A 23,454-nucleotide genomic window follows, 5' to 3' on the forward strand; every position below is an offset into this window, starting at 1 on the left:
CTCTTTTCTGTGCGCGTGGCTTACACGCCGTCCGGGGCGCGGGTATGCCAGTCCGTCACCTGCTGGTACTGGTGGGCGATGTTCAGCAGCTTGGCTTCGGCAAAATAGTTACCGATGATCTGCAGGCCGACCGGGCGCTTGGCGTTCTTCTCGCCTGCACCGAAGCCGGCGGGAATCGACATGCCCGGCAAGCCGGCCAGGCTGGTCGACAGCGTGAAGATGTCGGCCAGGTAGTTCGCCACCGGGTCGTTCGCCTTGTCGCCCAGGTCCCAGGCCACGGTCGGGGCCACCGGTCCCATGATCACGTCGCACTTGTCGCGGAATGCGGCCTGGAAGTCGTCGGCGATCAGGCGGCGGATCTTCTGCGCCTGCACGTAGTAGGCATCGTAGTAGCCGTGGCAGAGCACATAGGTGCCGACCATGATGCGGCGCTGCACCTCGCGGCCGAAACCTTCGGCGCGGGTTTTGCGGTACATGTCTTGCAGATCCTTGTACTCGGCAGCGCGGTGGCCATAGCGCACGCCGTCGAAGCGCGACAGGTTGCTCGAGGCTTCGGCCGGGGCGATGATGTAATAGGTCGGGATCGACAGCGCGGTCTTGGGCAGCGAGATCTCGACCAGCGAAGCGCCCAGCTTGACGAATTCGTCGAGCGCGGCGCGCACGGCGCTTTCCACGTCGCTGGCCAGGCCTTCGCCAAAGTATTCTTTCGGCACGCCGATGCGCAGGCCGTCCAGGGGCTTGTTCAGGTCGCGCGTGTAATCCTCGGCCACGTTGCCTTGCTCGACCGTCAGGCTGGTCGAGTCGCGCTCGTCGAAGCCGATCATTTCGTTGAGCAGCAGGGCGCAGTCTTCCGCGGTCTGGGCAATCGGGCCGCCCTGGTCCAGCGAGGAAGCGAACGCGATCATGCCGAAGCGCGACACGCGGCCGTAGGTCGGCTTGATGCCGGTGACGCCGCAGAATGCCGCCGGCTGGCGGATCGAGCCGCCGGTGTCGGTGGCCGTGGCCGCCGGCGCCAGGCGCGCGGCGATCGCCGCGGCCGAGCCGCCCGAGGAGCCGCCCGGCACCGCCAGGGTATCCCATGGATTCTTCACGGCGCCGAAGGCCGAATTCTCGTTGGCCGAGCCCATCGCGAATTCGTCCAGGTTGACCTTGCCCAGCGTGACCATGCCGGCTTGCGCGAAGCGGTCCACCACGGTCGCGTCGAACGGGCTTTCGTAATTGGCCAGCATCTTCGAGCCGGCAGTCGTGCGCCAGCCGCGGGTAACGAAGATGTCCTTGTGCGCGATCGGCACGCCGGTCAGCGGACCGGCGCTGCCGTCGGCCAGGCGCGCGTCGGCGCCGGCGGCCTGCGCCAGCGTGCGCTCGTGGTCCACGTGCAGGAAAGCGTTGTAGGGGTTGCTGTCGATGCGGCCCAGGTAGTGGCGCGCCAGTTCGGTCGCGGAGACCTGCTTCGAATGCAGGAGCGCGGACAGCTCTTTGATGGTCTTGTTATGCATGTGCGTGTCGGTGAGGGATGCGTGAATCGGTTACTCGATGACCTTCGGCACCAGGTACAGGCCGTCCTGGGCTTTCGGCGCCGGCGCCTGGTAATCCTCGCGGCGGTTCTCTTCGGTTACCACGTCGTCGCGCAGGCGCAGCGGCAGCGCCAGGATGGCGGCCAGCGGCTGCGACAGCGGCGCAACACCGGTGGTGTCCACCGCCTGCATCTGCTCGGCCAGGGCGAAGATGCCGTTCAGCTCCTGCAGCGCGGTCTCCGCGTGGGCCTCATCCATTTCGAGTTGGGCCAGGTTGGCGATGCGTTTTACGTCTGAAAGTGTCAGGGACATGGCTAAGGGGCGCGGCGCGGGCCGCACGCAAAATGTGGTTGAGCAGTTAACAAACTGGAATCGAGTGAATATCGAATGACTAACGATAAACGGCGGATGTTGGCAAGCCGTCAGCGAACGGCAGGCTACGGACGATAAAACCTTGGTAACACCGTCGATCTCGCTCTGGAATTGGGGTGGAAAACCCCCCGTTTTCAGCGTTTAATCGCCAAATTATAAGGTAGAATGGCGGGCTAATGCGCTATGGGGCCGAAAGCTGGTCCACCGCAGGAAAGACCGCGCTGCCCTCGGCATTCATCGGGGCGGGTACGGCAAGGACAATCCCGATCAATTTTCAGGCGCGCCGCAAAGCGCAATCAGGACACACATGTTTGGTTTTTTACGCAGCTACTTCTCGAATGACCTGGCGATCGACCTCGGCACCGCCAACACCCTGATCTACGTGCGCGGACTGGGCATCGTGCTGGACGAGCCGTCGGTCGTCGCGATCCGCCAGGAGGGCGGCCCGAACGGCAAGAAGACGATCCAGGCAGTCGGCAAGGAAGCCAAGCAGATGCTGGGCAAGGTGCCGGGCAATATAGAGGCCATCCGCCCGATGAAGGACGGCGTCATCGCCGACTTCACCGTCACCGAGCAGATGCTCAAGCAGTTCATCCGCATGGTCCACGATTCGAAGTTCTTCCGCCCGTCGCCGCGCATCATCATTTGCGTGCCTTGCGGTTCGACTCAGGTCGAGCGCCGCGCGATCCGTGAGTCGGCGCTCGGCGCCGGCGCCTCGCAGGTCTACCTGATCGAAGAACCGATGGCAGCGGCCATCGGCGCCGGCCTGCCGGTATCCGAAGCGACCGGCTCGATGGTGGTCGACATCGGCGGCGGCACCACCGAAGTGGGCATCATCTCGCTGGGCGGCATGGTCTACAAGGGTTCGGTGCGCGTGGGCGGCGACAAGTTCGACGAAGCCATCGTCAACTACATCCGCCGCAACTACGGCATGCTGATCGGCGAACAGACCGCCGAAGCGATCAAGAAGGCGATCGGCTCGGCCTTCCCGGGTTCGGAAGTCAAGGAAATGGAAGTCAAGGGCCGCAACCTGTCCGAAGGCATCCCGCGCTCCTTCACCATCTCGAGCAACGAGATCCTGGAAGCCCTGACCGACCCGCTCAACAACATCGTCTCGGCCGTGAAGAACGCGCTGGAACAGGCCCCGCCGGAACTGGGCGCCGACATCGCCGAAAAGGGCATGATGCTTACCGGCGGCGGCGCACTGCTGCGCGACCTGGACCGCCTGCTCATGGAAGAAACCGGCCTGCCGGTGCTGGTCGCCGAAGATCCGCTGACCTGCGTGGTGCGTGGCTCGGGCATGGCGCTCGAGCGCATGGACAAGCTGGGTTCGATTTTCTCCTACGAATAAAACAGCGGCGCAGCCGATGACACTGCGGGCAGGGCGTGCGGATCGACCCGCGCGCGTCTGCCCGCAGTGACATTCGCGCCATACGCCGACTAGACAGGACGCCAAGCCGGACATGCAATACAGTCCTCCGCCGCTTTTCAAACAGGGCGCCCCCGCGCGGGTGAAGGCGATCGTTTTCGCGCTCATTTCCGTCGTGCTGCTGGTCGTCGACGCCCGCTACCACACCCTGGGCGCCGTGCGCCAGGTGGCCGCCACCGTCCTGTATCCCCTGCAGATGGCCGCCCTGATGCCGCGCGAAGCGCTCGGCAACATGGGCGGCTATTTTTCGTCGCTGTCCACGCTCCAGAAGGAAGTGCGCGAGCTGAAAACCCAGCAGCTGGCGCAGGCGCGCGTGCTGCAGCAGGCCCAGTACCAGATGGCCGAGAATACCCACCTGCGGCGCCTGATGGAGGCGCGCGCCCACCTGCCGCTGCAGGCGCAGATGGCCGAGATCCTGTACGACGCGCGCGATCCGTCGACCCGCCGCGTGGTGCTCGACCGCGGCTCGCGCAACGGCGTGGCCGCAGGACTGCCGGTGATCGACCATGCCGGCGTGGTCGGCCAGGTCACGCGCGTGTTCCCGTTCACTTCCGAAGTCACCCTGCTGACCGACAAGGACCAGGCCATTCCGGTGCAGGTGCTGCGCAGCGGCCTGCGCAGCATCGCCTACGGCCGCGGCCACTCCGGCCTGCTCGATTTGCGCTTCGTGGTGGCCAATGCCGACATCCAGGTCGGCGACGTGCTGGTCACCTCGGGCCTGGACGGCATGTACCCGGCGGGCCTGGCCGTGGCCAAGGTGGTGCAGGTCGAGAACGTCGCGGCCGGCGCCTTCGGGCGCGTGGTCTGCCAACCGCTGGCCGGCATCGACCGCCAGCGCCAGCTCCTGATCATCATGTCGCAATCGAATTTGCCGCCGCGCCCGCAGGCGCAGGCGCCAGCCGCCCCCACCACGGCGCGCCGCAAGCTGCCGGACATGGCCCCGGTGCCGCCGCCGCCGCTGGCGCCGATGCCGCTGCCGCCGCAGGGCGTGCCGCAAGTGCCGGGCGCCGCCGCAGGGCAGGGCGGCCCGGCCAATGCCGTGGCCGGCGTCGGCACGCAAGGCGCCGCGCCCCAGGCGGCGCCAGCCATCGTTGCGCCCGCCGCGACGGCGACCCTGCCGCCGGCCCGGCCGCTGGCCGCGCCGGCGACCGGCGCCGTGCAACCGCGCGCCACGCCCGGGACCGCCCCGGCCACCACACAGCCGCCAGCCACGGTGCGTCCGGCGCCGGCCACCTCTAACGGCGCGGCCGCCACGCCGGCGCGCCCCGCCACCACGGAGGGCCAATAATGCCCGGTAACCGCCCGCATTACATCCTGCTGCCCGTCAGCCCGCTGTTCATCACCTTCAGCCTGGTCTGCGCCTTCATGCTCAACCTGCTGCCGCTGGGCCGCTGGGTCGGCGCGCCTGATTTTGTGGCCATGGTGCTGGTCTTCTGGGGCATCCACCAGCCGCGCCGGGTCGGGATCGGCGTGGCCTTCATGATGGGCCTGCTGATGGACGTGCACGACGCCAGCCTGCTGGGCGAGAATGCACTGGCCTATACGCTGCTGTCCTACCTTGCCATCATGATCCACCGCCGCGTGCTGTGGTTCCCCATGATGACCCAGGCCATGCACGTGTTCCCGCTGCTGCTGCTGGCGCAGGCGGTGCAGGCCTTCGTCCACTTCACCGCCTCCGGCCGCTTCCCGGGCCTGCTGCATTTCGCCGAAAGCGTGGTCGCGGTCGCCCTCTGGCCCGTGCTCACCTGGCTGCTGCTCGCGCCCCAGCGCCGCGCCGTCGACCGCGACCACACCCGCCCGATCTGAGCGCACCCGAAACGAGTCTTTTGCCGTGACCGAATTCAAGGACAACGACCGCGAGATCCACCAGTTCCGCACGCGCATGACGGCGCTGGTGGCCCTGGTCTTCATCTGCTTTGGCCTGCTGGTGGCGCGCTTCGTCTGGCTGCAGGTGCTGCGCCACGACCAGTTCGCGCTGCAGGCGGAAGACAACCGCATCGCGCTGGTGCCGATCGTGCCCAACCGCGGACTGATCGTGGACCGCAACGGCGTGGTCCTGGCCCGCAACTATTCCGCCTACACGCTCGAGATCACGCCGTCCAAGCTGCAGTCCAACCTGGAGTCGACCATCGACGAGCTGGCCAAGCTGGTGTCGATCGAAGCGCGCGACCGCCGCCGCTTCAAGCGACTGCTGGAAGAATCGCGCAGCTTCGCCAGCGTGCCGATCCGCACCCGCTTGAGCGACGACGAAGTGGCGCGCTTCACCGCGCAGCGCTTCCGCTTTCCCGGCGTGGAAGTGCAGGCGCGCCTGTTCCGCCAGTACCCGCTGGGCGAAACCGCCTCGCACGTGATCGGCTATATCGGCCGCATCAACACCAAGGAAGCGGCCAAGCTGGAAGAAGACGAGCTGGCCGCGAACTACAACGGCACCGAGCATATCGGCAAGGAAGGCGTCGAGAAGCGCTACGAAAGCCACCTGCACGGCACCACCGGCTACGAGCAGGTCGAGCGCTCGGCCGGCGGGCGCGCGATCCGCACGCTGTCGCGCACCGCGCCGGTCCCGGGCAGCAACCTGATCCTCTCGCTCGACATCGAGCTGCAGAAGATCATCGAGGAAGCCTATGGCGAGCAGCGCGGCGCCCTGGTGGCGATCGAGCCGGCCACAGGCGACGTGCTGGCCTATGTCTCGCGCCCGGGCTTCGACCCGAACCTGTTCGTGGACGGCATCGACAGCCAGAACTGGAACGAACTCAATACCTCGCTCGACAAGCCGCTGATGAACCGCCCGCTGTCGGGCACCTATCCACCGGGTTCCACCTTCAAGCCCTTCATGTCGCTGGCCGCGCTCGAACTGGGCCACCGCAGGCCGAGCGACGCGATCCGCGACCCGGGTTTCTTCATGCTCGGCGGCCACCGCTTCAACGACGACAAGCCGGGCGGCCACGGCACCGTCGACATGTACAAGTCGGTGGTGGAATCCTGCGACACCTATTACTACCAGCTCGGCAACGAGATGGGCATCGACAAGATCTCCAGCTTCATGGGGCAGTTCGGCTTCGGCCATCCGACCGGCATCGACCTCGACTTCGAGAAGACCGGCGTGCTGCCGTCCAAGGAGTGGAAGGCCAAGCGCTTCGCCAAGAACCGCGCGGCCCAGAAGTGGGTGGGCGGCGACACGATCTCGATCTCGATCGGGCAGGGCTTCAACAACTACACCATGATCCAGCTGGCCCATGCGGTGGCCAACCTGGCCAACAACGGCGTGGTCATGAAGCCGCACCTGGTGAAGATGATCGAGGACGGCGCCACCAAGCAGCGCACCCTGACGGTGCCGAAGGAAACCCGCCGCATCCCGCTCAAGCAGGAACACATCGATTTCATCAAGCACACCATGGTCGGCGTGACCCAGGAATCCTACGGCACCGGCCACCGCGCCTTTGCCAACGCCGGCTATATCTCGGGCGGCAAGACCGGTACCGCCCAGGTGATCGGCCTGAAGGGCCAGAAATACAATGCCAACGCCATCGACGAGCGCCACCGCGACAACGCGCTGTATGTCGCCTTTGCGCCGGCCGACAATCCGCGCATCGTGATCGCCCTGGTGGTGGAGAACGCCGGTTTCGGCGCCGCCTCGGCCGCGCCGATCGCGCGCAAGGCGCTCGACTACTACCTGCTGGGCAAGCGCCCGGCGCCGCCCAAGCCCAAGGACCTGCCGCCCGGCGCCAAGGCGCCGCCGGCCGCCAAGCCTGCCGTGCCTGCAGCGCCGGCCGCCGCGCCGGTCATCCAGGCCGCCGCGCCTGCGGCCGGCATCCCTGCCACCAGAAAGGAATAAGCCCATGGCGCGCATCCCAGAACGCCGCTCGCTGCGGCGCCGCCTGCGTCCGTATTTCACGGTCTTCGACTGGCCGCTCGGGCTGGTGCTGTTCGTCTTGATGATCACCAGCGTGATCATCATGAGTTCGGCCGGGGCCGAGTTCCCGGACCGCCTGGAACACCAGATCCGCAACTTCCTTCTGGCCTTCGCCGTGATGTGGGTAGCGGCCAACGTGCCGCCGCAGATGCTCATGCGTCTGGCGGTACCGATCTATACGGTCGGCGTCGCGCTCCTGATTGCGGTGGCGATGTTCGGCATCATCAAGAAGGGCGCGCGGCGCTGGCTGTATGTGGGGGTGGACATCCAGCCCTCCGAGATCCTGAAGATCGCGACGCCGCTGATGCTGGCCTGGTATTTCCAGCAGCGCGCCAATGCCAATAACTGGAAATCCTTTGCGATCGCCGCGGTCCTGCTGGTGGTGCCTTTCACCCTGATCGCCAAGCAGCCCGACCTGGGCACCGCGCTGATGGTCGCCTCGTCCGGTTTCTACGTGATCTTCCTGGCCGGCCTGCCATGGAAGGCGCTGGCCGGCATCGCTGTCGCCGGCGCCGCGGCGCTGCCGATCGGCTGGTCGATGATGCACGACTACCAGCGCGAGCGCGTGATGACCCTGATCGACCCGACCTCGGACCCGTTGGGCAAGGGCTTCCACATCATCCAGTCCGAGATCGCCATCGGTTCCGGCGGGCTGATGGGCAAGGGCTATGGCAAGGGCACGCAGAGTTACCTGGAATTCGTCCCCGAGCAGACCACCGACTTCCTGTTTGCCGTGTATTCGGAAGAGTTCGGACTGATCGGCAACTGCTTCTTGTTGTTCGTCTACCTGCTGCTGATCGGGCGTGGGATGATGATCGCGGCCAATGCCCCGAATACCTTCTGTCGCCTGCTGGCGGGCGCCATCACGATGATTTTCTTCACCTACGCCTTCGTCAACATGGGCATGGTGAGCGGCATCCTGCCGGTGGTCGGCGTGCCTTTGCCCTTGATGAGCTATGGGGGAACCGCCTTCATTACCCTGGGCCTTGGTGCTGGCATATTGATGAGTATCCAAAGACATCGTAAACTAGTGCAGACGTAATTGAACAAGGACTGCGAATGGCCGTTCCAAGAAAACAACTTGCTGCGGTCACCGTAGTTACTGCATTCACCACCCTGCTCACCGGCTGCAGCACCACCGGCGAGCACAAGAGCCTGATACCGCTGCCCTGGGGCCACCGCCCCACGGCGCAGCACCCCGAGGCGCCCAAGCTGCCGGCGGCCAACTCCGGCCGCGGCGGCTACTACAAGGACGACGGCCCCGGCGCCAATCCGCCGCCGGGCCTGCTCGACCTGCCCGACGCCATCGTGCGCGCCGAGCCCTACGCCAAGTGGGCCAACCGCCCGTATTCCGTGCTCGGCCAGAGCTATACACCGATCGTGCACGAAGACCCCTTCACCCAGCGCGGCGTGGCCAGCTGGTACGGCGTCAAGTTCCACGGCCAGAAGACCTCGTCGGGCGAACTGTACGACATGTACAAGATGACCGCGGCGCACCCGACGCTGCCGATTCCCTCCTATGTGCGCGTGACCAGCGTCGACAGCGGCAAATCGGTCGTCGTGCGCATCAACGACCGCGGCCCCTTCCACGCCAGCCGCATCATCGACGTCTCGTACACGGCCGCCCTCAAGCTCGGCCTGCTCGGCCGCGGCAGCCATCAGGTCGAGATCGAACGCCTGTTCCCGAACGACCACCCGAGCCGCATCGCCACCGTGCGCCGCGCCATGACCTCGCAGGCGCAATCGGCGCCGCCCGAAATCACGGCGCTGATGCTGGAAGATACCGTGCGCTCCGACAGCGCGGCCGTGGCCCAGGTGGTGCCCAAGCTGGTGCCGGCAGGGAGCTTCTACGTGCAGCTCGGCGCCTATGGCCGCGCCGGCATGGCCGAGGCGATGAGCGAGCGCCTGTCCCAGGCCGGCCTGGCGCTCGGCGCGCTCGAAGTAGTGAAGGTGGGGGCGGTCAACCGTTTGTACGGCGGGCCGTTCGCCACGCGCGACGAGGCGCAGGCGGCGGCGCGTGCGGTGCCGGCATCGTTCGGCCTGAAGCCGATCGTGGTCAAGCGCTAGGTTCGCCGGCAGGCCGGACCCGGCACTGCCGCCATCATTGATAAAGGAACGCATGCGCCGCCTGCTCGCCCTCTTGCCTCTGTTGTGCAGCCTGCCTGCGGCCATGGCTGCCGCCCCGGTCGACATCTACCCGCCAGCGCGCGTGCAGGCCTGTAGCGAGGCCAAGCCATGCCCGGTCGCCATCGTCAGCCCCGGCTACGGCATGCATGGCTCGGAATACTCCTTCGTCACCGCGCATTTATCCCGGATGGGCTACCTGGTGATCGCCGTGCGCGACAGCGCCGGCGGCGCACAGGTCGACCGCAATGCCCCGATGACGCCGCAAGTGCAGGCCATGGCACGGACGGCCTCGAAGGCGATCTCCGCCGCGATCGACGAGACCGCGCCGCGCTTTCCACGCTTCGACTGGCAACGCCTGCTGCTGGTCGGGCATTCGCTCGGCGGCGACAGCTCGGCCCAGTTCGCCGCCGACAACCCGCGGCGCGTGTCCGCCCTGGTCAGCCTCGACAGCCGGCGGGTCGCCTTGCCGCGCGCGGCCGGTATCCGCGTCCTGAGCATTCGCGCCAGCGACACCGTGGCCGACCCCGGCGTGCTGCCGGACGAGGCGGAGCGCAGCCGCTACGGCGCCTGCGTGGTCCGCATCGAAGGCGCGCGCCACAACGACATGTTCGATGGCGGCAGCGAGCAGTTGAAGGCCAGGATCACGTCGGCCATCGATACCTTCCTCGCTCCGGCGGCGCATCCGGCCTACGCCTGCGCCAGGGATTCCCGGCTGGACTGAAGCTAGCTGCAGGGCCGCAGCTGCACCCCGGCGAAGTCGTCCGCGATGCCGGCCAGGCTGGTGCGTTCGTCCACCGTCAGGTTGCGGAACTGCCAGGCCGTACGCGTGCCCTGGGGCCCGCGCGGCAGCACGCGTACGCCGCGCACGCCCTGGCGTCCCAGGTCGGCCACCAGCTTTTGCGCGGCGGCGTCGGTCTTGAACACGCCCAGCGAGATCGCCCATTTCAAGGGCGACTCGCCCTGCATCACGAAGAAATTGGCGACGCCGCTTTCCTTGAGTTCAGCCACGCGCTTGTCGGCGCCTTCCTTGCCGCCATTCGGCGGCAGATACACCAGGTGGCTGGTCACTTCCTGGAAGGGCACGCTGGTGCGCGCCTGGCGTTCGCCGAAGCCCAAGCGACTGATGCGCGACTCGAAGCGGCGTGCGTCCGTATTGGAAAAGGCGCCGGCCTGCATGCAGGCGATGGTGGCGGCCGCCGGCGCGGCCGGCTGCGGCGCAACGGGGGGCGCGGCAGCGACAGGCGCGCCGGCCGCCGTGCTCTCGGTTGCGGCGCGCGCCTCGGCTGCGGTGAGCATCACGATGCGTTCGGCGGCGAGCTGGTTCTTCAGGCGCTGCGGCTCGCGCTCGCTGCCTTCGACTTTCCCGAGATAGCCCTGCGCATAGGCGAACAGCGCGGCGTTCGCTGCCAGCAGTACCCAGAATACGAATTTCAACAAGGTCGGTCTCCCATCTTCAGGCGGCGGCTGCGGCATGCAGGCCGACCAGCACGATATTATCGACCAGCCGATGGCCGACCTTGAGGGCCGGCGCGATATAGGGTGCTGCGCCGCCCGAGACGATGCAGGCGGTAGCGCCGTGCGCGGCGCAGGCGCGCTCGATCGCCCCGGCCTGGGCCGCCAGGATGCCCGAGACGATCGCGTCGTCGGTATTGTCCCCGAACACCGGCGGCGGCGCGGCGCCCGGCACGACTTGCGGCAGTTGGGCGGTGTTGCGGGCGAGCGAAGCGGCCATCAGCGCCAGCCCGGGCAGGATCATGCCGCCCACGAACAGCCCATCGGCGCGCACCGCATCGACCGTGGTGGCGGTGCCGCAGGTGGCGACCACCAGGTCCTGGCCGGGCGCCAGGGCGCGCGCGCCGATGGCGGCGGCAAAGCGGTCGCAGCCCAGCTGGCCGGGATGGCGATAGCCGTTGCGCAGGCCGGCGCGCTCGAGCGTCGAAGCAAACCACTCGACGTCGATCGCCGCCGGCAAGGCAAGCAGGATGCGCTCGCGCACCTCGCTGCCTGCGACATTCGACACGATCGCGCGGCCGATTCCGGCGCGGCGCCAGGCCGCGGCGATATCGGTGAGGTCGGCGTGCGGCGCGGCATGGCTGGTTTCCCATGCGCCGGGGGCCGCGCCAGGGGCGGCAATCGCCCACTTGATGCGTGTATTGCCGGCGTCGACCAGCAGCAGCTTCATGGCTTCACCCGCAACGAGACGTCGCCCGCCAGGATGGCAACGCGGCCGTGAGGCGTATCGAGCAGCAGGCGCCCCAGCTCGTCCACGCCGGCGGCCAGGCCCTCGTGCAATACTACGCCGTGGTCGACAATGGTGACCGTCCGGCCCTGCCAGGCATGGCGCAGGTTCCAGCGCGCGCAGAAGGCGCCGAAGCCCTGGCGCGCGAACAGCTGCAGCGCTTCGGCCAGGCCGTCGAGCAGGGCGGCCATCAGGACCTCGCGGTCCATGCGCGCCAGCCAGGGCGCGCCCGCGGCGCTGCGGCCCAGGCGCGCTTCCATCTCGTCGGGCATGACGAGGTTCAGCCCGATGCCGATGACGGTCCAGGTGCCGCCGCCCGGTGCGTTCTGCGTTTCGACCAGGATGCCGGCCAGCTTGTCGCCGTCTTTCAAGACGTCGTTGGGCCACTTGAGCTGCACCTGCACGCCCAGCTGCGCCAGCGTCTCGCCCAGGGCCACGCCCACCGCCAGCGGCAGGCCGCTGAGCGCCTGCGGGCCGCCGTCGAATTTCCAGGCCAGCGAAAAGGTGAGCGAGCCTTCGCTCGAGGACAGCCAGCTGCGTCCGGCGCGGCCGCGGCCCGCAGTCTGGTGCTCGGCCACCAGCAGCAGGGGGCCGCTTAGCTGCGCCGCGCGCGCCAGCAGGTCGGCATTGGTCGATCCCGTCTCGGCCACCACCTCGACGGCGACGCCGGCCCGCGCCAGCGCGGCGATACGTTCGGCCTTCATGCTTCGCCCTTGCCCTGCTTGGTCGGCGCGCGCGAGAACGCCAGGTCGAACAGGCCGTTGGGCAGCAGGCGCAGCACTTTGGCCACGAGGCCCATCTGCCAGGGCAGCACGCGGTAGCTGTGGCCGCGCGCGATGACTTCGCGTGCCTGCGCGGCGAAGCGGTCGGCCGGCATCAGGAAGGGCATGGGAAAGCGGTTGTGGCGGGTCATGGGCGTGTCGATGTAGCCGGGGGCGATGGTGACGACCTTGATGTTGGTCGCGCGCAGTTCCAGGCGCAGCGATTCGCAATAGCTGTGCACGGCCGCCTTGGAGGCGCAGTAGGCGCCGGCGCCGCGCATGCCGCGGATGCCCGCGACGCTGCCGATGCCCACCAGCCGGCACGGGCTGCCGAGCTCCTTCATCGACGCGATGAAGGGCGCGAAGGTCGCGACGGTGGCGTTCACGTTGGTGGCGAAGACGGCGTCGAACACCGCCAGGTCGGCCGGGCGTTCGGTCAGCGTGCCGTGCGAAATGCCGGCGCTGGCGATCACGATGTCGGCGCCGCCCTTGGCCGCGATGAAATCGCGGGCGGCCGCCTCCAGGCCCGCGCGGTCGGTGGCGTCGACCGCATAGATCCGGTGGCGTTCGGGGGAGGGCAGGCTGGCCGCGAGGTCGGCCAGCAGGTCGCCGCGGCGGGCCAGCAGGCCGAGGGTGGCGCCGCGCGCCGCGTAGTCGCGGGCCAGCGCCGCGCCGATGCCGCTCGAAGCGCCGGTGATGAAGACCCGGTCCGAGCGGCCCGGCGCCAGGGTCATTTCTTGTCCGCTTTCGCGCGCGCGACCAGGCTGTCCATCACCTGCAGGGTGCCCTGCAGTGCGTCGCCTTCGCCGCGGGTGGCTTCCTGCACCATGCCGGGCGAGGTGATGAAGCGGCCGTCGACAGCGATCATCGGCCAGTGGGTGATGCGGTAGGCTTCCATCATCGACTGTGCACGGCGCACCTTGGCCTGCACGCCGAACGAGCGGTAGGCGTCGATGAAGCGTGCGCGGTCGATGCCGGCGCGGCTGGCCCAGTCGAACACCTGTTCGTCCTGCGCCAGGGGCAGGCGCTCGACGTGCATCGCGGCGAAGGCCTTGCCATGGTATTGCTCGAGCAGGCCGAGCGATTCGAGCGTGAAGAACAGGCGCTGCTGGGCCGCTACCTGCGGGCCGCGCGGCACGTGCACGCGGCGGAACACGATATTGTCGCCCTGCTTTTTCACCCATGCCGCGAGCTGGGGTTCGAAGGCGTAGCAGTGCTGGCAGTAATATGCGAAGAACTCGAGCACCTCGGTCTTGCGTCCGCTGTCGGTCGGCTGCACGTTCGCGAGCGTCTGGTACTCCGCGCCATCGCGCGGCGCCGCGGGCGTAGCGTGGGCGCTGCCGGCCAGCAGCAGCAGGGCGGACGTACAGATCAGGCGGCGTAGTGCGTGCATGGGCTTCCTCAGCGTTGGTTGCGGACGATGGCCACGTCGATGCCGCTGTCGAGCAGCTTGGCGCGCGCCTTGTTCATGGATTCGACCCCGTTGTACGGGCCGACACGCACGCGGTGCAGCACGCCGCCGTCGGTGGTGCGGTCGGTGATTGCGGCCTCGAAGCCGAGCAGGGCCAGCTTGGCGCGGGTGTTCTCGGCGTCGGACATCTCGCGGAAGGCGCCCGCCTGCAGGAAGTAGATATAGCCGTCGCTGCCCGCAGCCGGGGCGGCTGCCACTGCCGGGGCAGGGGCGGCGGCCGGTGCGGCGGCGGGCGCCGCGGCAGGCGCCGGTGCAGCCGCCGGCGCCTGCATGCCGGCGATCGCCTGGCCGAGCGGATCGGCTTGCGCCGTAGTCGCAGCCGGGGCCGGGGCCGGCGCCGGAGCGGGCGCCGCCGCAGCCTTGGTGGCGCGTTCGGCGATCTCGCGGTTCGCTTCGCGCGCGGCGTCGCGGTTGCCGTACAGCGGCTTGTTCGGGTCGCTCGCCTGGCTCGGCTCGAGGTCGGCCGGGCGGCCCATCTTGTTGGAGCGGTCGGTGAACGGCGACTGGCCCTTGGTGATCACGAGCGCGACCGCCACCGCGATTCCCAGGCCGATGATCAGGCCGATGATGACGCCGGTCAGGGTGCTGCCGCGCTGGCGCAGCGCTGAGAAGGATCGAATGGCGGTCATGGGCTTACTCTTGTGGTTCGGTAGGGGCGCGTTCCATCTTGCTCGGGGCCGATACGCCGATCAGGGCCAGGCCGTTGCGCAGCACCTGGCGGGTTGCCGCAGCCAGGGCCAGGCGCGCCAGCTTGAGCGGCTCGTCGTCGTCGAGCAGCCATTTGTGCGCAAAATAATAGCTGTGCAGTTCGCCGGCCAGTTCGCGCAGGTAGAAGGCGACCTGGTGCGGGCCGAGTTCCAGCTTGGCGCGCGCCAGCATTTCCGGATACGACGCCAGCTTGGCCAGCAGGCCCGCTTCGTGCGGAGTGGTCAAGGGCGACAGGTCGGCCTTGGCAAGCTGGGCTTCGTCGCCGCCCCAGTTGGACAGGGCCGAGCAGATGCGCGCGTGGGCGTACTGCACGTAATACACCGGGTTTTCCTCGCCGGTCGCCAGCGCCACGTCGACGTCGAACACGAACTCGGTGTCGGCCTTGCGCGAGATGAGGAAGAAGCGCACCGCATCGCGCCCGCGCGTCACGTCGCCATTGCCCGACCATTCGATCAGGTCGCGCACCGTCACGTAGGAGCCGGCGCGCTTGGAGATCTTGACCTCTTCGCCGTTCTTCATCACCGTGACCATCTTGTGCAGCACGTAGTCGGGGTAGCCCTGCGGGATGCCGATGTTCACGGCCTGCAGGCCGGCGCGCACGCGCGCGATGGTGCCGTGGTGGTCGCTCCCCTGGACGTTGATCGCCTGGTCGAAGCCGCGGCGGAATTTCTGCATGTGGTAGGCGACGTCGGGCACGAAATAGGTATAGCCGCCGTCGGACTTGCGCATCACGCGGTCCTTGTCGTCGCCATAGTCGGTGGTGCGCAGCCACAGCGCGCCATCGAGCTCGTAGGTCACGCCGGCGTCGACCAGGGCCTGCACCGCCTGCTCGACCTTGCCGTCGGCATACAGCGACGACTCGAGGTAGTAGTTGTCGAACTTAACGCCGAAGGCTTGCAGGTCCATGTCCTGCTCATGGCGCAGGTAGGCCACGGCGAAGCGGCGGATCGATTCGAGGTCGTCGGCGTCGCCGCTGGCGGTGGCCGGTTCGCCGTCGCTGGCCGACACGGTCTTTTTCGCCAGGAAGTCGTCGGCGATGTCCTGGATGTAGTCGCCGTTATAGGCCGACTCGGGCCAGGCGGCGTCGCCCGGCTTGATGCCGCGCGCGCGCGCCTGCACCGAATTGGCCAGGGTGGCGATCTGCACGCCGGCGTCGTTGTAATAGAACTCGCGGGTCACCTCGTGGCCCTGCGACTCGAACAGGGACGACAGCGCGTCGCCCAGCGCGGCCTGGCGACCGTGGCCGACGTGCAGCGGACCGGTCGGGTTGGCCGAGACGAATTCGATGATCGCGTGGTGGCCCTTGCCGGAATCGCCCGCCCCAAAAGCCGCGCCCTGCTCGAGCACGGTCTTGACGACCGATTGCTTGGCGCTGGCGGCCACGCGCAGGTTGATGAAGCCGGGGCCGGCCACGTCGGCGGACTCGACCAGGCCTTGCGCGCCCGGTTCGGCCAGCACGGCGGCGACCACGCGGGTCGCCAGCTCGCGCGGGTTGGTCTTGAGCTGCTTGGCCAGCTGCATCGCGATATTGCAGGCGATGTCGCCGTGGCTCGGGTCGCGCGGGCGCTCCAGCACGACGTTGGGGACGAGGTCGGTGCCGGCGACGATCGGCGCGAGGGCGGCCTGGAACAGGGCAACGATTTGTTGTTTTTGTTGAGCGAGCATGGGGAAGTCGGTCTAATTAGATAGCGAACTGCGGAGGCAGGCCTGCGGACAGGCAAACAGCCGTCATTATACTGGTTTGGGGTTCGGCGCAACATGTTCATCCCGGCAAGAACTGCAAGCATGGTTTAAGTTGCACCAAAGCCGATGCCGTTACAATGGGGGCCTTTTTCGACCGTATTGATCCTGCCATGACCGACAAGCGCCCGACGCTCTCCCTGAAACCCACAGCCAAGCCGGCCCGTTCCACGGCGCCGAAGGGCGGGGCGCGCCCGGCCTGGCCTGCCGCCAAGCCGGCGCAGGCGCGGCCGCCGCGCCAGGAGACGCGTCCGCAGGCCAGCGCACCCGCGCCCAATCCGGGGCAGGACCGTCCGCCGCGTCCGGAGCCTTACCGCCCGGCCGCCGAGCGCGGCCAGCCGCCGCGCCGCGAGCAGGCCGAACGCCCCGACAAGAAGCCGGCCCCGCGCCTGCGCGAAAGCCACGAGGTCGTGGTGGCGCCCCAGCAGGACTTCCGTCCCGACCTGAAGGCCGATTCGCTGGCGCTGGCCCTGCTGGGCGCGGCCAATGCCGTGGCGCGGGTGCGCGGCGGCACCGCGCTGCCGCAGGCGCTGTCGATCGTGTTCTCGGTGTACGACGTGACGCCGCAGGCGCGCGGCGCGATCCAGGACATCGCCTACCGCACCATGCGCCAGCTCGGGCGCAGCGAGGTGCTGCTCGGCCTGATGACGACCAAGGCGCCGGAGCCGGCCATGCTGGGTGGCCTGCTGTGCGCGGCGCTGGCCCTGCTCGACCCGCCGCCGGACACCCCGGCCCCCTACGAAGCGTTCACGGTGGTCGACCAGGCGGTGCACGCGGCCGCCCACCACCCGGACTTCGCCCATGCCAAGGCGATGGTGAACGCCGTGCTGCGCCGCTTCCTGCGCGAGCGCCCGGTGCTGGCGGCCGAAGCGATCAAGCAGCCGCTGGCGCGCTGGAACTACCCGCAGTGGTGGATCGACAGCACCCGCGCGGCCTATCCGGACCGCTGGGAGGCGATCCTCGAGGCCGGCAACGTGCATCCGCCGTTGACCCTGCGCGTGAATGCGCGCCGCGGCGACACGGAATCCTATCTGGCCACCCTGGCGCAGGCCGGCATCGAGGCCACGCGCCTCGGGCCCACCGCGGTGCGCCTGGCGCAGCCGGTCAACGTCAGCCAGATCCCGGGCTTCCACGACGGCCTGGTATCGGTGCAGGACGCCGGCGCCCAGCTGGCCGCGCCGCTGCTCGACCTGCAGGACGGCATGCGCGTGCTCGATGCCTGCGCGGCGCCGGGCGGCAAGAGCGGCCACATCCTGGAATCGGCCGATGTGGAACTGACCTCGGTCGACGCCGATCCCCAGCGCCTGGCGCGGGTGCGCGACAACCTCGGGCGCCTTGGCCTGGAGGCAAAGCTGATCGCGGCCGAGGCGCAAAGCGCGGCCTGGTGGGACGGCGTGCCCTTCGACCGGATCCTGGCCGACGTGCCCTGCACGGCCTCGGGCATCGTGCGGCGCCACCCGGACATCCGCTGGCTGCGCCGCAAGTCCGACACACTCCAACTTGCAACACTTTCAAGCAAAATACTCGACAACCTTTGGCAGATGCTGCTGCCCAATGGTAAATTGTTGTTTGTGACATGTTCGCTCTGGCCCCAGGAATCGGAGGCGCAGGCCGCCGCGTTTGCGGCGCGCCACGACGCCATCCGCCTCGACGCGCCGGGCCAGCTGCTGCCAGCCAGCGGTGCCGGGCAGGATCATGACGGCTTGTTCTACGCCCTGTTCCAGAAACGCGCGGCGTAATCGTCATCCCGACATAATGCTTCAATTTAAGGCTCCGGCTCACCCGTGACGTTACGATTTTTCTGCCTCCTCGCCTGCCAGCTGTTGCTGGCATTGGTGTGTACGCAGGCACGGGCTGCGGACGCCGTCGACATCACCCAGGCGGAAATCCAGTTCTCCGAGGACGGCTACCGGCTGAAGACGCGCTTTGCCTTCGAGCTGAACCACGAGCTCCAGGACGCCCTCCAGAACGGCATCAAGCTGCACTTCACGACCGAGATCGAGATGACGCGCCCGCGCTGGTGGTGGCGCGACGAGAAGGCCGTGCTGGCCAAGCGCACCGTCGGCATTTCCTACGACGTGCTCACGCGCCAGTACAACGTGCTGATCGCCGGCAGCCTGCCGCAAAGCTTCACCACCCTGGAAGACGCCATGTCCCAGATCCGCAGTCCGGCGCGCTGGCTGATCGCGCCCAAGGGCGCCCTCAAGCAGGGCGAGGTGTATGACGTCTCGGTGCGCATGTACATGGACCGCGACTACCTGAACAAGCCCCTGCAGGTCAATGCCATCAACGACTCGAGCTGGCGCCTGGCCTCGAGCCGCAGGACCTTTGCCTACCGTGCAGGCTAGGGCGCATGGCCGGATTTCGCATCAGGGCTAAAGCCATCAACCAGGCGCTGCGCTACGCGCTGGTCGTAGGCGGCTTCATCGTCTCGGTCCTGCTGTTCCTGCTCGCGGGCGCGTCCGACAATTCCAGCTTCTTCGACCGCTACTACACCTGGCTGCTGGGCGTGAACGCCGGCATGGCCGGGCTGATGCTGGTGCTGGTGGCCGTCGCACTGGGGCGCCTGTATTCGCGCTACAAGGCCGGCAAGTTCGGCTCGCGGCTGGTGGCGCGCCTGGTCCTGCTGTTTGCCGGCATCGGCATCCTGCCCGGCCTGGTCATCTTCATGGTGTCGGTGCAGTTCGTGTCGCACTCGATCGATTCCTGGTTCGACGTCAAGATCGAGGCCGCGATCGAATCGGGCCTGAACCTGGGCCGCGCCGCGCTCGACGAGGCCGTGGCCGAACTGGGCGCCACCGGCCAGACCGCCGCCGCCACCCTGGCCGGCCAGGATGCGGTGATGGTGCAGGGCATCCTGACCGGCCTGGTCAACGACATCAGCGGCATGCAAAGCGCGATGCTGCTCACCGCCGACGGCACCGTGCTGGCCTCGAGCGCGCAGGACCGCAACGCCAACCTGGAACTGGACCGTCCTTCGCCCGACATGCTCAAGTCGGCCGCGCTGCCGGGCGGCTATGCGCGTCCCGAAGGCAGCAGCGACGCCTCGGCGGCCGGGCCCAATGCGCTCGATGCGGCCACCGGCCTGCGCCTGCGCGTGCTGCTGGCGGTACCGGAAGCCTCCGGCATGGAGCCGCGCTACCTGCAGCTGCTGCAGGCGGTGCCGGTGAACCTGGCCTCGAATGCGGTGGTGCTGCGCAGCGCCTCCGACGAATACCGCTCGCGCGCCCAGGCCAGGACTGGCCTGCGCAAGATGTACATCGTGACGCTGACCTTGACCCTGCTGCTGGCGATCTTCGGCGCCATCGGCAGCGCCTTCCTCATCGCCGGCAACCTGGCGCAGCCGCTCCTGGTGCTGGCCGAAGGCACGCAGGCGGTGGCCGAGGGCGACCTGTCGCCGCGCCCGATCATCGAGACCAACGACGAACTGGGCACGCTGACGCGCTCGTTCAACGCCATGACCGGCCAGCTGTTCGAGGCGCGCAGCGCGGTCGAGCGCAACCGCACCGCGCTGCAGAACGCCAAGGCCCACCTCGAATCGGTGCTGGCCAACATGTCGGCCGGCGTGATGGTGCTCGATGCGGAAGGGCGGGTGGTGAACTCGAACGACGCCGCCTACCGCATCCTGCAGGTCGAGCCGGGCGCGCTGGCCGGCCCGCTGGTGCGCATCGCTGGCCTGGAGACCTTCTACAACTGCATCACGCGCGCGATCTCGGCGCAGAGCGCGCAGAGCGCGGCCGGCAGCAGTGGCAGCGACGACCGCCGCCGGCGCGCGCACTGGCAGCAGCAGATCGAGATTCCGCGCCGCGGCACCGGCGACGAGCATGACCACGACATCACGCTGCTGGCGCGCGGCTCGCGCCTGCCGGTCGGGAACGGCCATGGCTTCATCGTGGTGTTCGACGATATCTCGGACGTGATCTCGGCCCAGCGCTCGGTGGCCTGGGGCGAGGTGGCGCGCCGCCTGGCGCACGAGATCAAGAACCCGCTCACCCCGATCCAGCTCTCGGCCGAGCGCCTGCAGATGAAGCTCGAGGGCTGCCTGCCCGAGCGCGAGGCCGAGCTGCTGAAGAAGAGCACGACCACCATCGTCAACCAGGTCGATGCGATGAAGCGCATGGTCGACGACTTCCGCGACTACGCGCGCACGCCGCCGGCGATGCTCGAGCCGCTCGACCTGAACGCCCTGATCGAAGAGATCCTGCAGCTGTACCTGTCCGAGGACAGCTCCGACATCATCCACGCCGCGCTGGCGCCGAACCTGCCGCGCGTGATGGGCGACGCCACCCAGCTGCGCCAGGTGATCCACAACCTGGTGCAGAATGCCCAGGATGCGCTGGCCGACCGCGTCGGCGGCGCGGCGCCGCCGCGGGTGGACGTCACCACCGAAGCCATCCACTACGAAGGCGCGGACGGCGCCACCGGCACCGCGGTGCGCCTGGCGATCCTGGACAATGGCCCCGGTTTCGCCTCGCGCATCCTGGCGCGCGCGTTCGAGCCCTATGTCACCTCGAAAGCGCGCGGCACGGGGCTGGGACTGCCCATGGTCAAGAAGATCATCGACGAACACGGCGGCCGGATCGACATTGGGAATCAATCGGATGGATCTGGCGCGTCGGTATTCATTTTGCTGTTAAAGTTAGCCCCCGAGGCGAACTTGTCCGAAATATAATGGGGGCATAGAATCCCCGTTAGCGGCAAGGCAGCAGACAGCAGACATTAGGCGAGTAGGCACTGAGCGGGTAAGAGATCAGGAAGGCAAACAGATGGCGAATATACTCGTAGTTGACGATGAAATGGGCATCCGGGAATTACTCTCGGAAATCCTGGGCGACGAAGGCCACGCCATCACCCTGGCCGAGAATGCGCAGCAGGCACGCGAGGCGCGGGCCGCCGGCGCGCCCGACCTGGTGCTGCTCGATATCTGGATGCCGGACACCGACGGCGTCACCCTGCTCAAGGAATGGCAGCGCGACGGCTTGCTCACCATGCCGGTCATCATGATGTCCGGCCATGCCACCATCGATACCGCCGTCGAGGCCACCCGTATCGGCGCCCTGAATTTCCTCGAGAAGCCGATCGCGCTGCAAAAGCTGCTCAAGGCCGTGCAGCAGGGCCTGAACCGCGCGCAGGAAGTGGCGCGCGCGCCCCTGGCGCCGCCGCGCCCGGCCGTCACCGCCGCGATGCCGATGATGGACAGCGGCGCCAGCGCCGTGCCCAGCCCCGCCGCGCCGATGTTCGCGCCGCCGGCCCCGCCGATGGGCAATGGCTCGCGCATGGTGCATGCGATGTCGCAGGGCGAAAGCGCCGGCTACACGCTGTCCTTCGACCTGCCGCTGCGCGAGGCGCGCGACGCCTTCGAACGCATGTATTTCGAGCACCACCTGGGACGCGAAGGCGGCAGCATGACGCGTGTCGCCGAAAAGACCGGCCTGGAACGCACCCACCTGTACCGCAAGCTCAAGCAACTCGGCGTCGAGCCGGGCAAGCTCGCCAAGAAAGGCGTCTGATTGACCAGGCGGGCCGCGACCACCCTGGTCACGGGCGCGTCCGCCGCCGCACGCGAGCGCGCGATCGCCGCGCTGCTCGCCGCATCTCCCCCGACAGGCTTTGACGCCGTCATCCTCGAAGGGCTGCCCGCCGGCAGCCCGCTCATTCCCGAAAGCTCTTCCGTAAGACTTGTCCGACTCGCAAGCGGGTGTCCGTGCTGCGCCGGGAACCTGGTTTTGCGTGTAACATTAAATCGACTGTTACGCCAAGGGCCGGAACGCCTGTTCATCGGTTTGGCGAGCAGTACACATCTTGATCAGTTGCGATCGTGGTTGCAAGACCCACCATACGATCAGCTGTTGGCCCTGGAACCGGTTGTCTCACTTGAAATCGGTCCGGACAGCCCCACCTCTTAACCGAAGTGAACAGCCAGTCGCCCGCCGCCGCGCGGCTGGTACGCACAACCACTCTGATCGAGAGAAGGAGTCATCATGAACATGATCTACAACAGCGAACAGTACAGCGTCGTCGAGTTCGGCGTGGATCGCGAACTCGAAGCGCTGCGCTTCGGCGGCTATGAAATCGTCGACAAGGCCGGGCGGCGCGAAGCCTTCATCGGCGGCAAGCTGGCGCAATCGTTCCGCCGCGACGTCAACAACCTCATCGCGAGCGAACCAACCATGGAAGAGATCGACGACTTCCTGGGTTCCTACGACACGCTCATGAGCCAGCCGGTCGTCCTGCATTGAACCCTCCCTTCGCCATTGCCGCTTGACGCGGCGATGGCGCATCCCGCGCCCCTGGGCGTGGTAAGCTGCACCTCATGTGCCAGCTACTCGGAATGAACTGCAACGTCCCCACGGACATCGTTTTCTCCTTCACCGGCTTCGCCCACCGCGGCGGCCGCACCGACACCCACCACGACGGCTGGGGTATCGCTTTCTTCGAGGGCGCGGGCGTGCGCCACTTCGTGGACCACCAGGCCGCAGTCGCCTCGCCGATCGCCGAACTGATCAAGCGCTACCCGATCAAGTCCACCAATGTCATCGCCCACATCCGCAAGGCCACGCAAGGCCAGGTGGCGCTCGAGAACTGCCATCCCTTCGTGCGCGAACTGTGGGGCCGCTACTGGGTCTTCGCCCATAACGGCGACCTGAAGGAATTCGCGCCCGCGCTCACCGGCCCGTTCCGCCCGGTCGGCAACACCGACAGCGAACTGGCCTTCTGCTGGCTGATGCAGAGCCTGCGCGAGGAATTCGGCGATACGGCGCCCGGCCTGCCGGCGCTGCGCGCCGCGCTCGAGCGCCTGGTGGCGCAAGTAGCCGCGCACGGCACCTTCAACATGATGCTCTCGGACGGCACCGCGCTGTTCACGCATTGCTCGACCAAGCTGTGCTACGTGGTGCGCAGCTATCCGTTCGTCACCGCCTCTTTGTCCGACGAAGACCTGTCGGTCGACTTCTCGCAAGTGACCACGCCGAACGACCGCGTCGCCATCATCGTGACCGAACCGCTCACCACCAACGAGACCTGGACCCAGTTCGCGCCGGGCGAATTGAAGCTGTTCGTGGACGGCTTGCCACAGTAATGGTCCTGTCATGACAATCAGGTATCATTCCGCTAATAAATTAATGCCTAAAAGCCACTAAAACTGACGGATACGGTAAAGTAGGCGTGTTCGCGAGCCCAACCA

The 23,454-nt window shown here is 67.7% G+C and carries 22 protein-coding genes; 13 read left to right on the forward strand and 9 right to left on the reverse strand.

The window, feature by feature from the left end:
• Positions 1-20: 20 nt before the first annotated feature.
• Positions 21-1,496, reverse strand: a complete 1,476-nt coding sequence (gene gatA / locus AC3XQU_RS18045) for an Asp-tRNA(Asn)/Glu-tRNA(Gln) amidotransferase subunit GatA (protein WP_489875538.1) — start codon at positions 1,494-1,496, stop codon at positions 21-23.
• A gap of 30 nt (positions 1,497-1,526) precedes the next feature.
• Positions 1,527-1,826, reverse strand: a complete 300-nt coding sequence (gatC, locus tag AC3XQU_RS18050) for an Asp-tRNA(Asn)/Glu-tRNA(Gln) amidotransferase subunit GatC (protein WP_489875539.1) — start codon at positions 1,824-1,826, stop codon at positions 1,527-1,529.
• A 367-nt stretch (positions 1,827-2,193) separates the two neighbouring features.
• Between gatC and AC3XQU_RS18055 the strand changes: the two genes are divergently transcribed.
• The 7 genes from AC3XQU_RS18055 to AC3XQU_RS18085 all read left to right on the forward strand — a co-directional run bounded on the left by AC3XQU_RS18055 (position 2,194) and on the right by AC3XQU_RS18085 (position 10,073).
• Positions 2,194-3,237 carry a rod shape-determining protein gene (locus AC3XQU_RS18055; RefSeq protein ID WP_020656353.1) on the forward strand — a complete coding sequence of 348 codons (1,044 nt, stop codon included), beginning with the start codon at positions 2,194-2,196 and terminating at the stop codon, positions 3,235-3,237.
• A 112-nt stretch (positions 3,238-3,349) separates the two neighbouring features.
• Complete coding sequence (mreC, locus tag AC3XQU_RS18060; RefSeq protein ID WP_489875540.1) at positions 3,350-4,603, forward strand: rod shape-determining protein MreC; 1,254 nt, start codon at positions 3,350-3,352, stop codon at positions 4,601-4,603.
• Entirely contained in the window at positions 4,603-5,121 is a 519-nt protein-coding gene (mreD, locus tag AC3XQU_RS18065; RefSeq protein WP_489875541.1) for a rod shape-determining protein MreD, read from the forward strand. The genes mreC and mreD overlap by 1 nt, the downstream gene beginning before the upstream one ends.
• Positions 5,122-5,146: 25 nt before the next feature.
• Positions 5,147-7,147 (forward strand): penicillin-binding protein 2, encoded by a 2,001-nt coding sequence (gene mrdA / locus AC3XQU_RS18070; protein WP_489875542.1) that lies wholly within the window; start codon positions 5,147-5,149, stop codon positions 7,145-7,147.
• 4 nt (positions 7,148-7,151) lie between these two features.
• On the forward strand, positions 7,152-8,267 hold the full coding sequence (gene rodA, locus AC3XQU_RS18075) for a rod shape-determining protein RodA (protein ID WP_489875543.1): 1,116 nt from the start codon (positions 7,152-7,154) through the stop codon (positions 8,265-8,267).
• A gap of 17 nt (positions 8,268-8,284) precedes the next feature.
• Entirely contained in the window at positions 8,285-9,292 is a 1,008-nt protein-coding gene (locus AC3XQU_RS18080) for a septal ring lytic transglycosylase RlpA family protein (protein WP_489875544.1), read from the forward strand.
• Positions 9,293-9,344: 52 nt separating this feature from the next.
• Positions 9,345-10,073 carry an alpha/beta hydrolase gene (locus AC3XQU_RS18085; RefSeq protein ID WP_489875545.1) on the forward strand — a complete coding sequence of 243 codons (729 nt, stop codon included), beginning with the start codon at positions 9,345-9,347 and terminating at the stop codon, positions 10,071-10,073.
• 2 nt (positions 10,074-10,075) lie between these two features.
• Here the strand turns inward: AC3XQU_RS18085 and AC3XQU_RS18090 are convergent, their stop codons facing one another.
• The 7 genes from AC3XQU_RS18090 to argS are packed head-to-tail and all read right to left on the reverse strand — an operon-like array spanning position 10,076 to position 16,196.
• Positions 10,076-10,789 (reverse strand): SPOR domain-containing protein, encoded by a 714-nt coding sequence (locus tag AC3XQU_RS18090; RefSeq protein WP_489875546.1) that lies wholly within the window; start codon positions 10,787-10,789, stop codon positions 10,076-10,078.
• A 16-nt stretch (positions 10,790-10,805) separates the two neighbouring features.
• Positions 10,806-11,534, reverse strand: coding sequence for a type III pantothenate kinase (locus AC3XQU_RS18095; protein WP_489875547.1), 729 nt, complete (start codon positions 11,532-11,534; stop codon positions 10,806-10,808).
• Positions 11,531-12,295 (reverse strand): biotin--[acetyl-CoA-carboxylase] ligase, encoded by a 765-nt coding sequence (locus AC3XQU_RS18100; protein ID WP_489875548.1) that lies wholly within the window; start codon positions 12,293-12,295, stop codon positions 11,531-11,533. The genes AC3XQU_RS18095 and AC3XQU_RS18100 overlap by 4 nt, the downstream gene beginning before the upstream one ends.
• Positions 12,292-13,086 (reverse strand): SDR family oxidoreductase, encoded by a 795-nt coding sequence (locus AC3XQU_RS18105; RefSeq protein WP_489875549.1) that lies wholly within the window; start codon positions 13,084-13,086, stop codon positions 12,292-12,294. Before AC3XQU_RS18105 ends, AC3XQU_RS18100 begins: the two co-directional genes overlap by 4 nt.
• Positions 13,083-13,745 carry a thiol:disulfide interchange protein DsbA/DsbL gene (locus tag AC3XQU_RS18110; protein WP_489875550.1) on the reverse strand — a complete coding sequence of 221 codons (663 nt, stop codon included), beginning with the start codon at positions 13,743-13,745 and terminating at the stop codon, positions 13,083-13,085. The genes AC3XQU_RS18105 and AC3XQU_RS18110 overlap by 4 nt, the downstream gene beginning before the upstream one ends.
• An 8-nt stretch (positions 13,746-13,753) precedes the next feature.
• Entirely contained in the window at positions 13,754-14,452 is a 699-nt protein-coding gene (locus AC3XQU_RS18115; protein ID WP_489875551.1) for an SPOR domain-containing protein, read from the reverse strand.
• 4 nt (positions 14,453-14,456) lie between these two features.
• Positions 14,457-16,196, reverse strand: a complete 1,740-nt coding sequence (gene argS, locus AC3XQU_RS18120; RefSeq protein WP_489875552.1) for an arginine--tRNA ligase — start codon at positions 16,194-16,196, stop codon at positions 14,457-14,459.
• 188 nt (positions 16,197-16,384) lie between these two features.
• Here argS and rsmB point away from each other — a divergent pair, with 188 nt between their 5' ends.
• From rsmB to AC3XQU_RS18150, 6 genes are all read left to right on the forward strand, one after another.
• Positions 16,385-18,010, forward strand: a complete 1,626-nt coding sequence (gene rsmB, locus AC3XQU_RS18125; RefSeq protein WP_489875553.1) for a 16S rRNA (cytosine(967)-C(5))-methyltransferase RsmB — start codon at positions 16,385-16,387, stop codon at positions 18,008-18,010.
• 45 nt (positions 18,011-18,055) lie between these two features.
• Complete coding sequence (locus AC3XQU_RS18130) at positions 18,056-18,619, forward strand: DUF4390 domain-containing protein (RefSeq protein ID WP_489875554.1); 564 nt, start codon at positions 18,056-18,058, stop codon at positions 18,617-18,619.
• Positions 18,620-18,624: 5 nt separating this feature from the next.
• Positions 18,625-20,943: a sensor histidine kinase gene (locus AC3XQU_RS18135; RefSeq protein ID WP_489875555.1), complete on the forward strand. Its 2,319-nt coding sequence runs from the start codon at positions 18,625-18,627 to the stop codon at positions 20,941-20,943.
• Between the two features lie 94 nt (positions 20,944-21,037).
• Entirely contained in the window at positions 21,038-21,781 is a 744-nt protein-coding gene (locus tag AC3XQU_RS18140; RefSeq protein WP_489875556.1) for a response regulator, read from the forward strand.
• Between the two features lie 471 nt (positions 21,782-22,252).
• The gene (locus AC3XQU_RS18145) at positions 22,253-22,510 is read left to right on the forward strand and encodes a BTH_I0359 family protein (RefSeq protein ID WP_159696519.1); all 258 of its coding nucleotides are present in this window, start codon (positions 22,253-22,255) and stop codon (positions 22,508-22,510) included.
• Positions 22,511-22,584: 74 nt separating this feature from the next.
• Entirely contained in the window at positions 22,585-23,349 is a 765-nt protein-coding gene (locus AC3XQU_RS18150) for a class II glutamine amidotransferase (RefSeq protein ID WP_489875557.1), read from the forward strand.
• The last annotated feature ends 105 nt before the right edge of the window (positions 23,350-23,454 follow it).

The organism is Telluria sp. AZSoR62 (assembly GCF_058111565.1).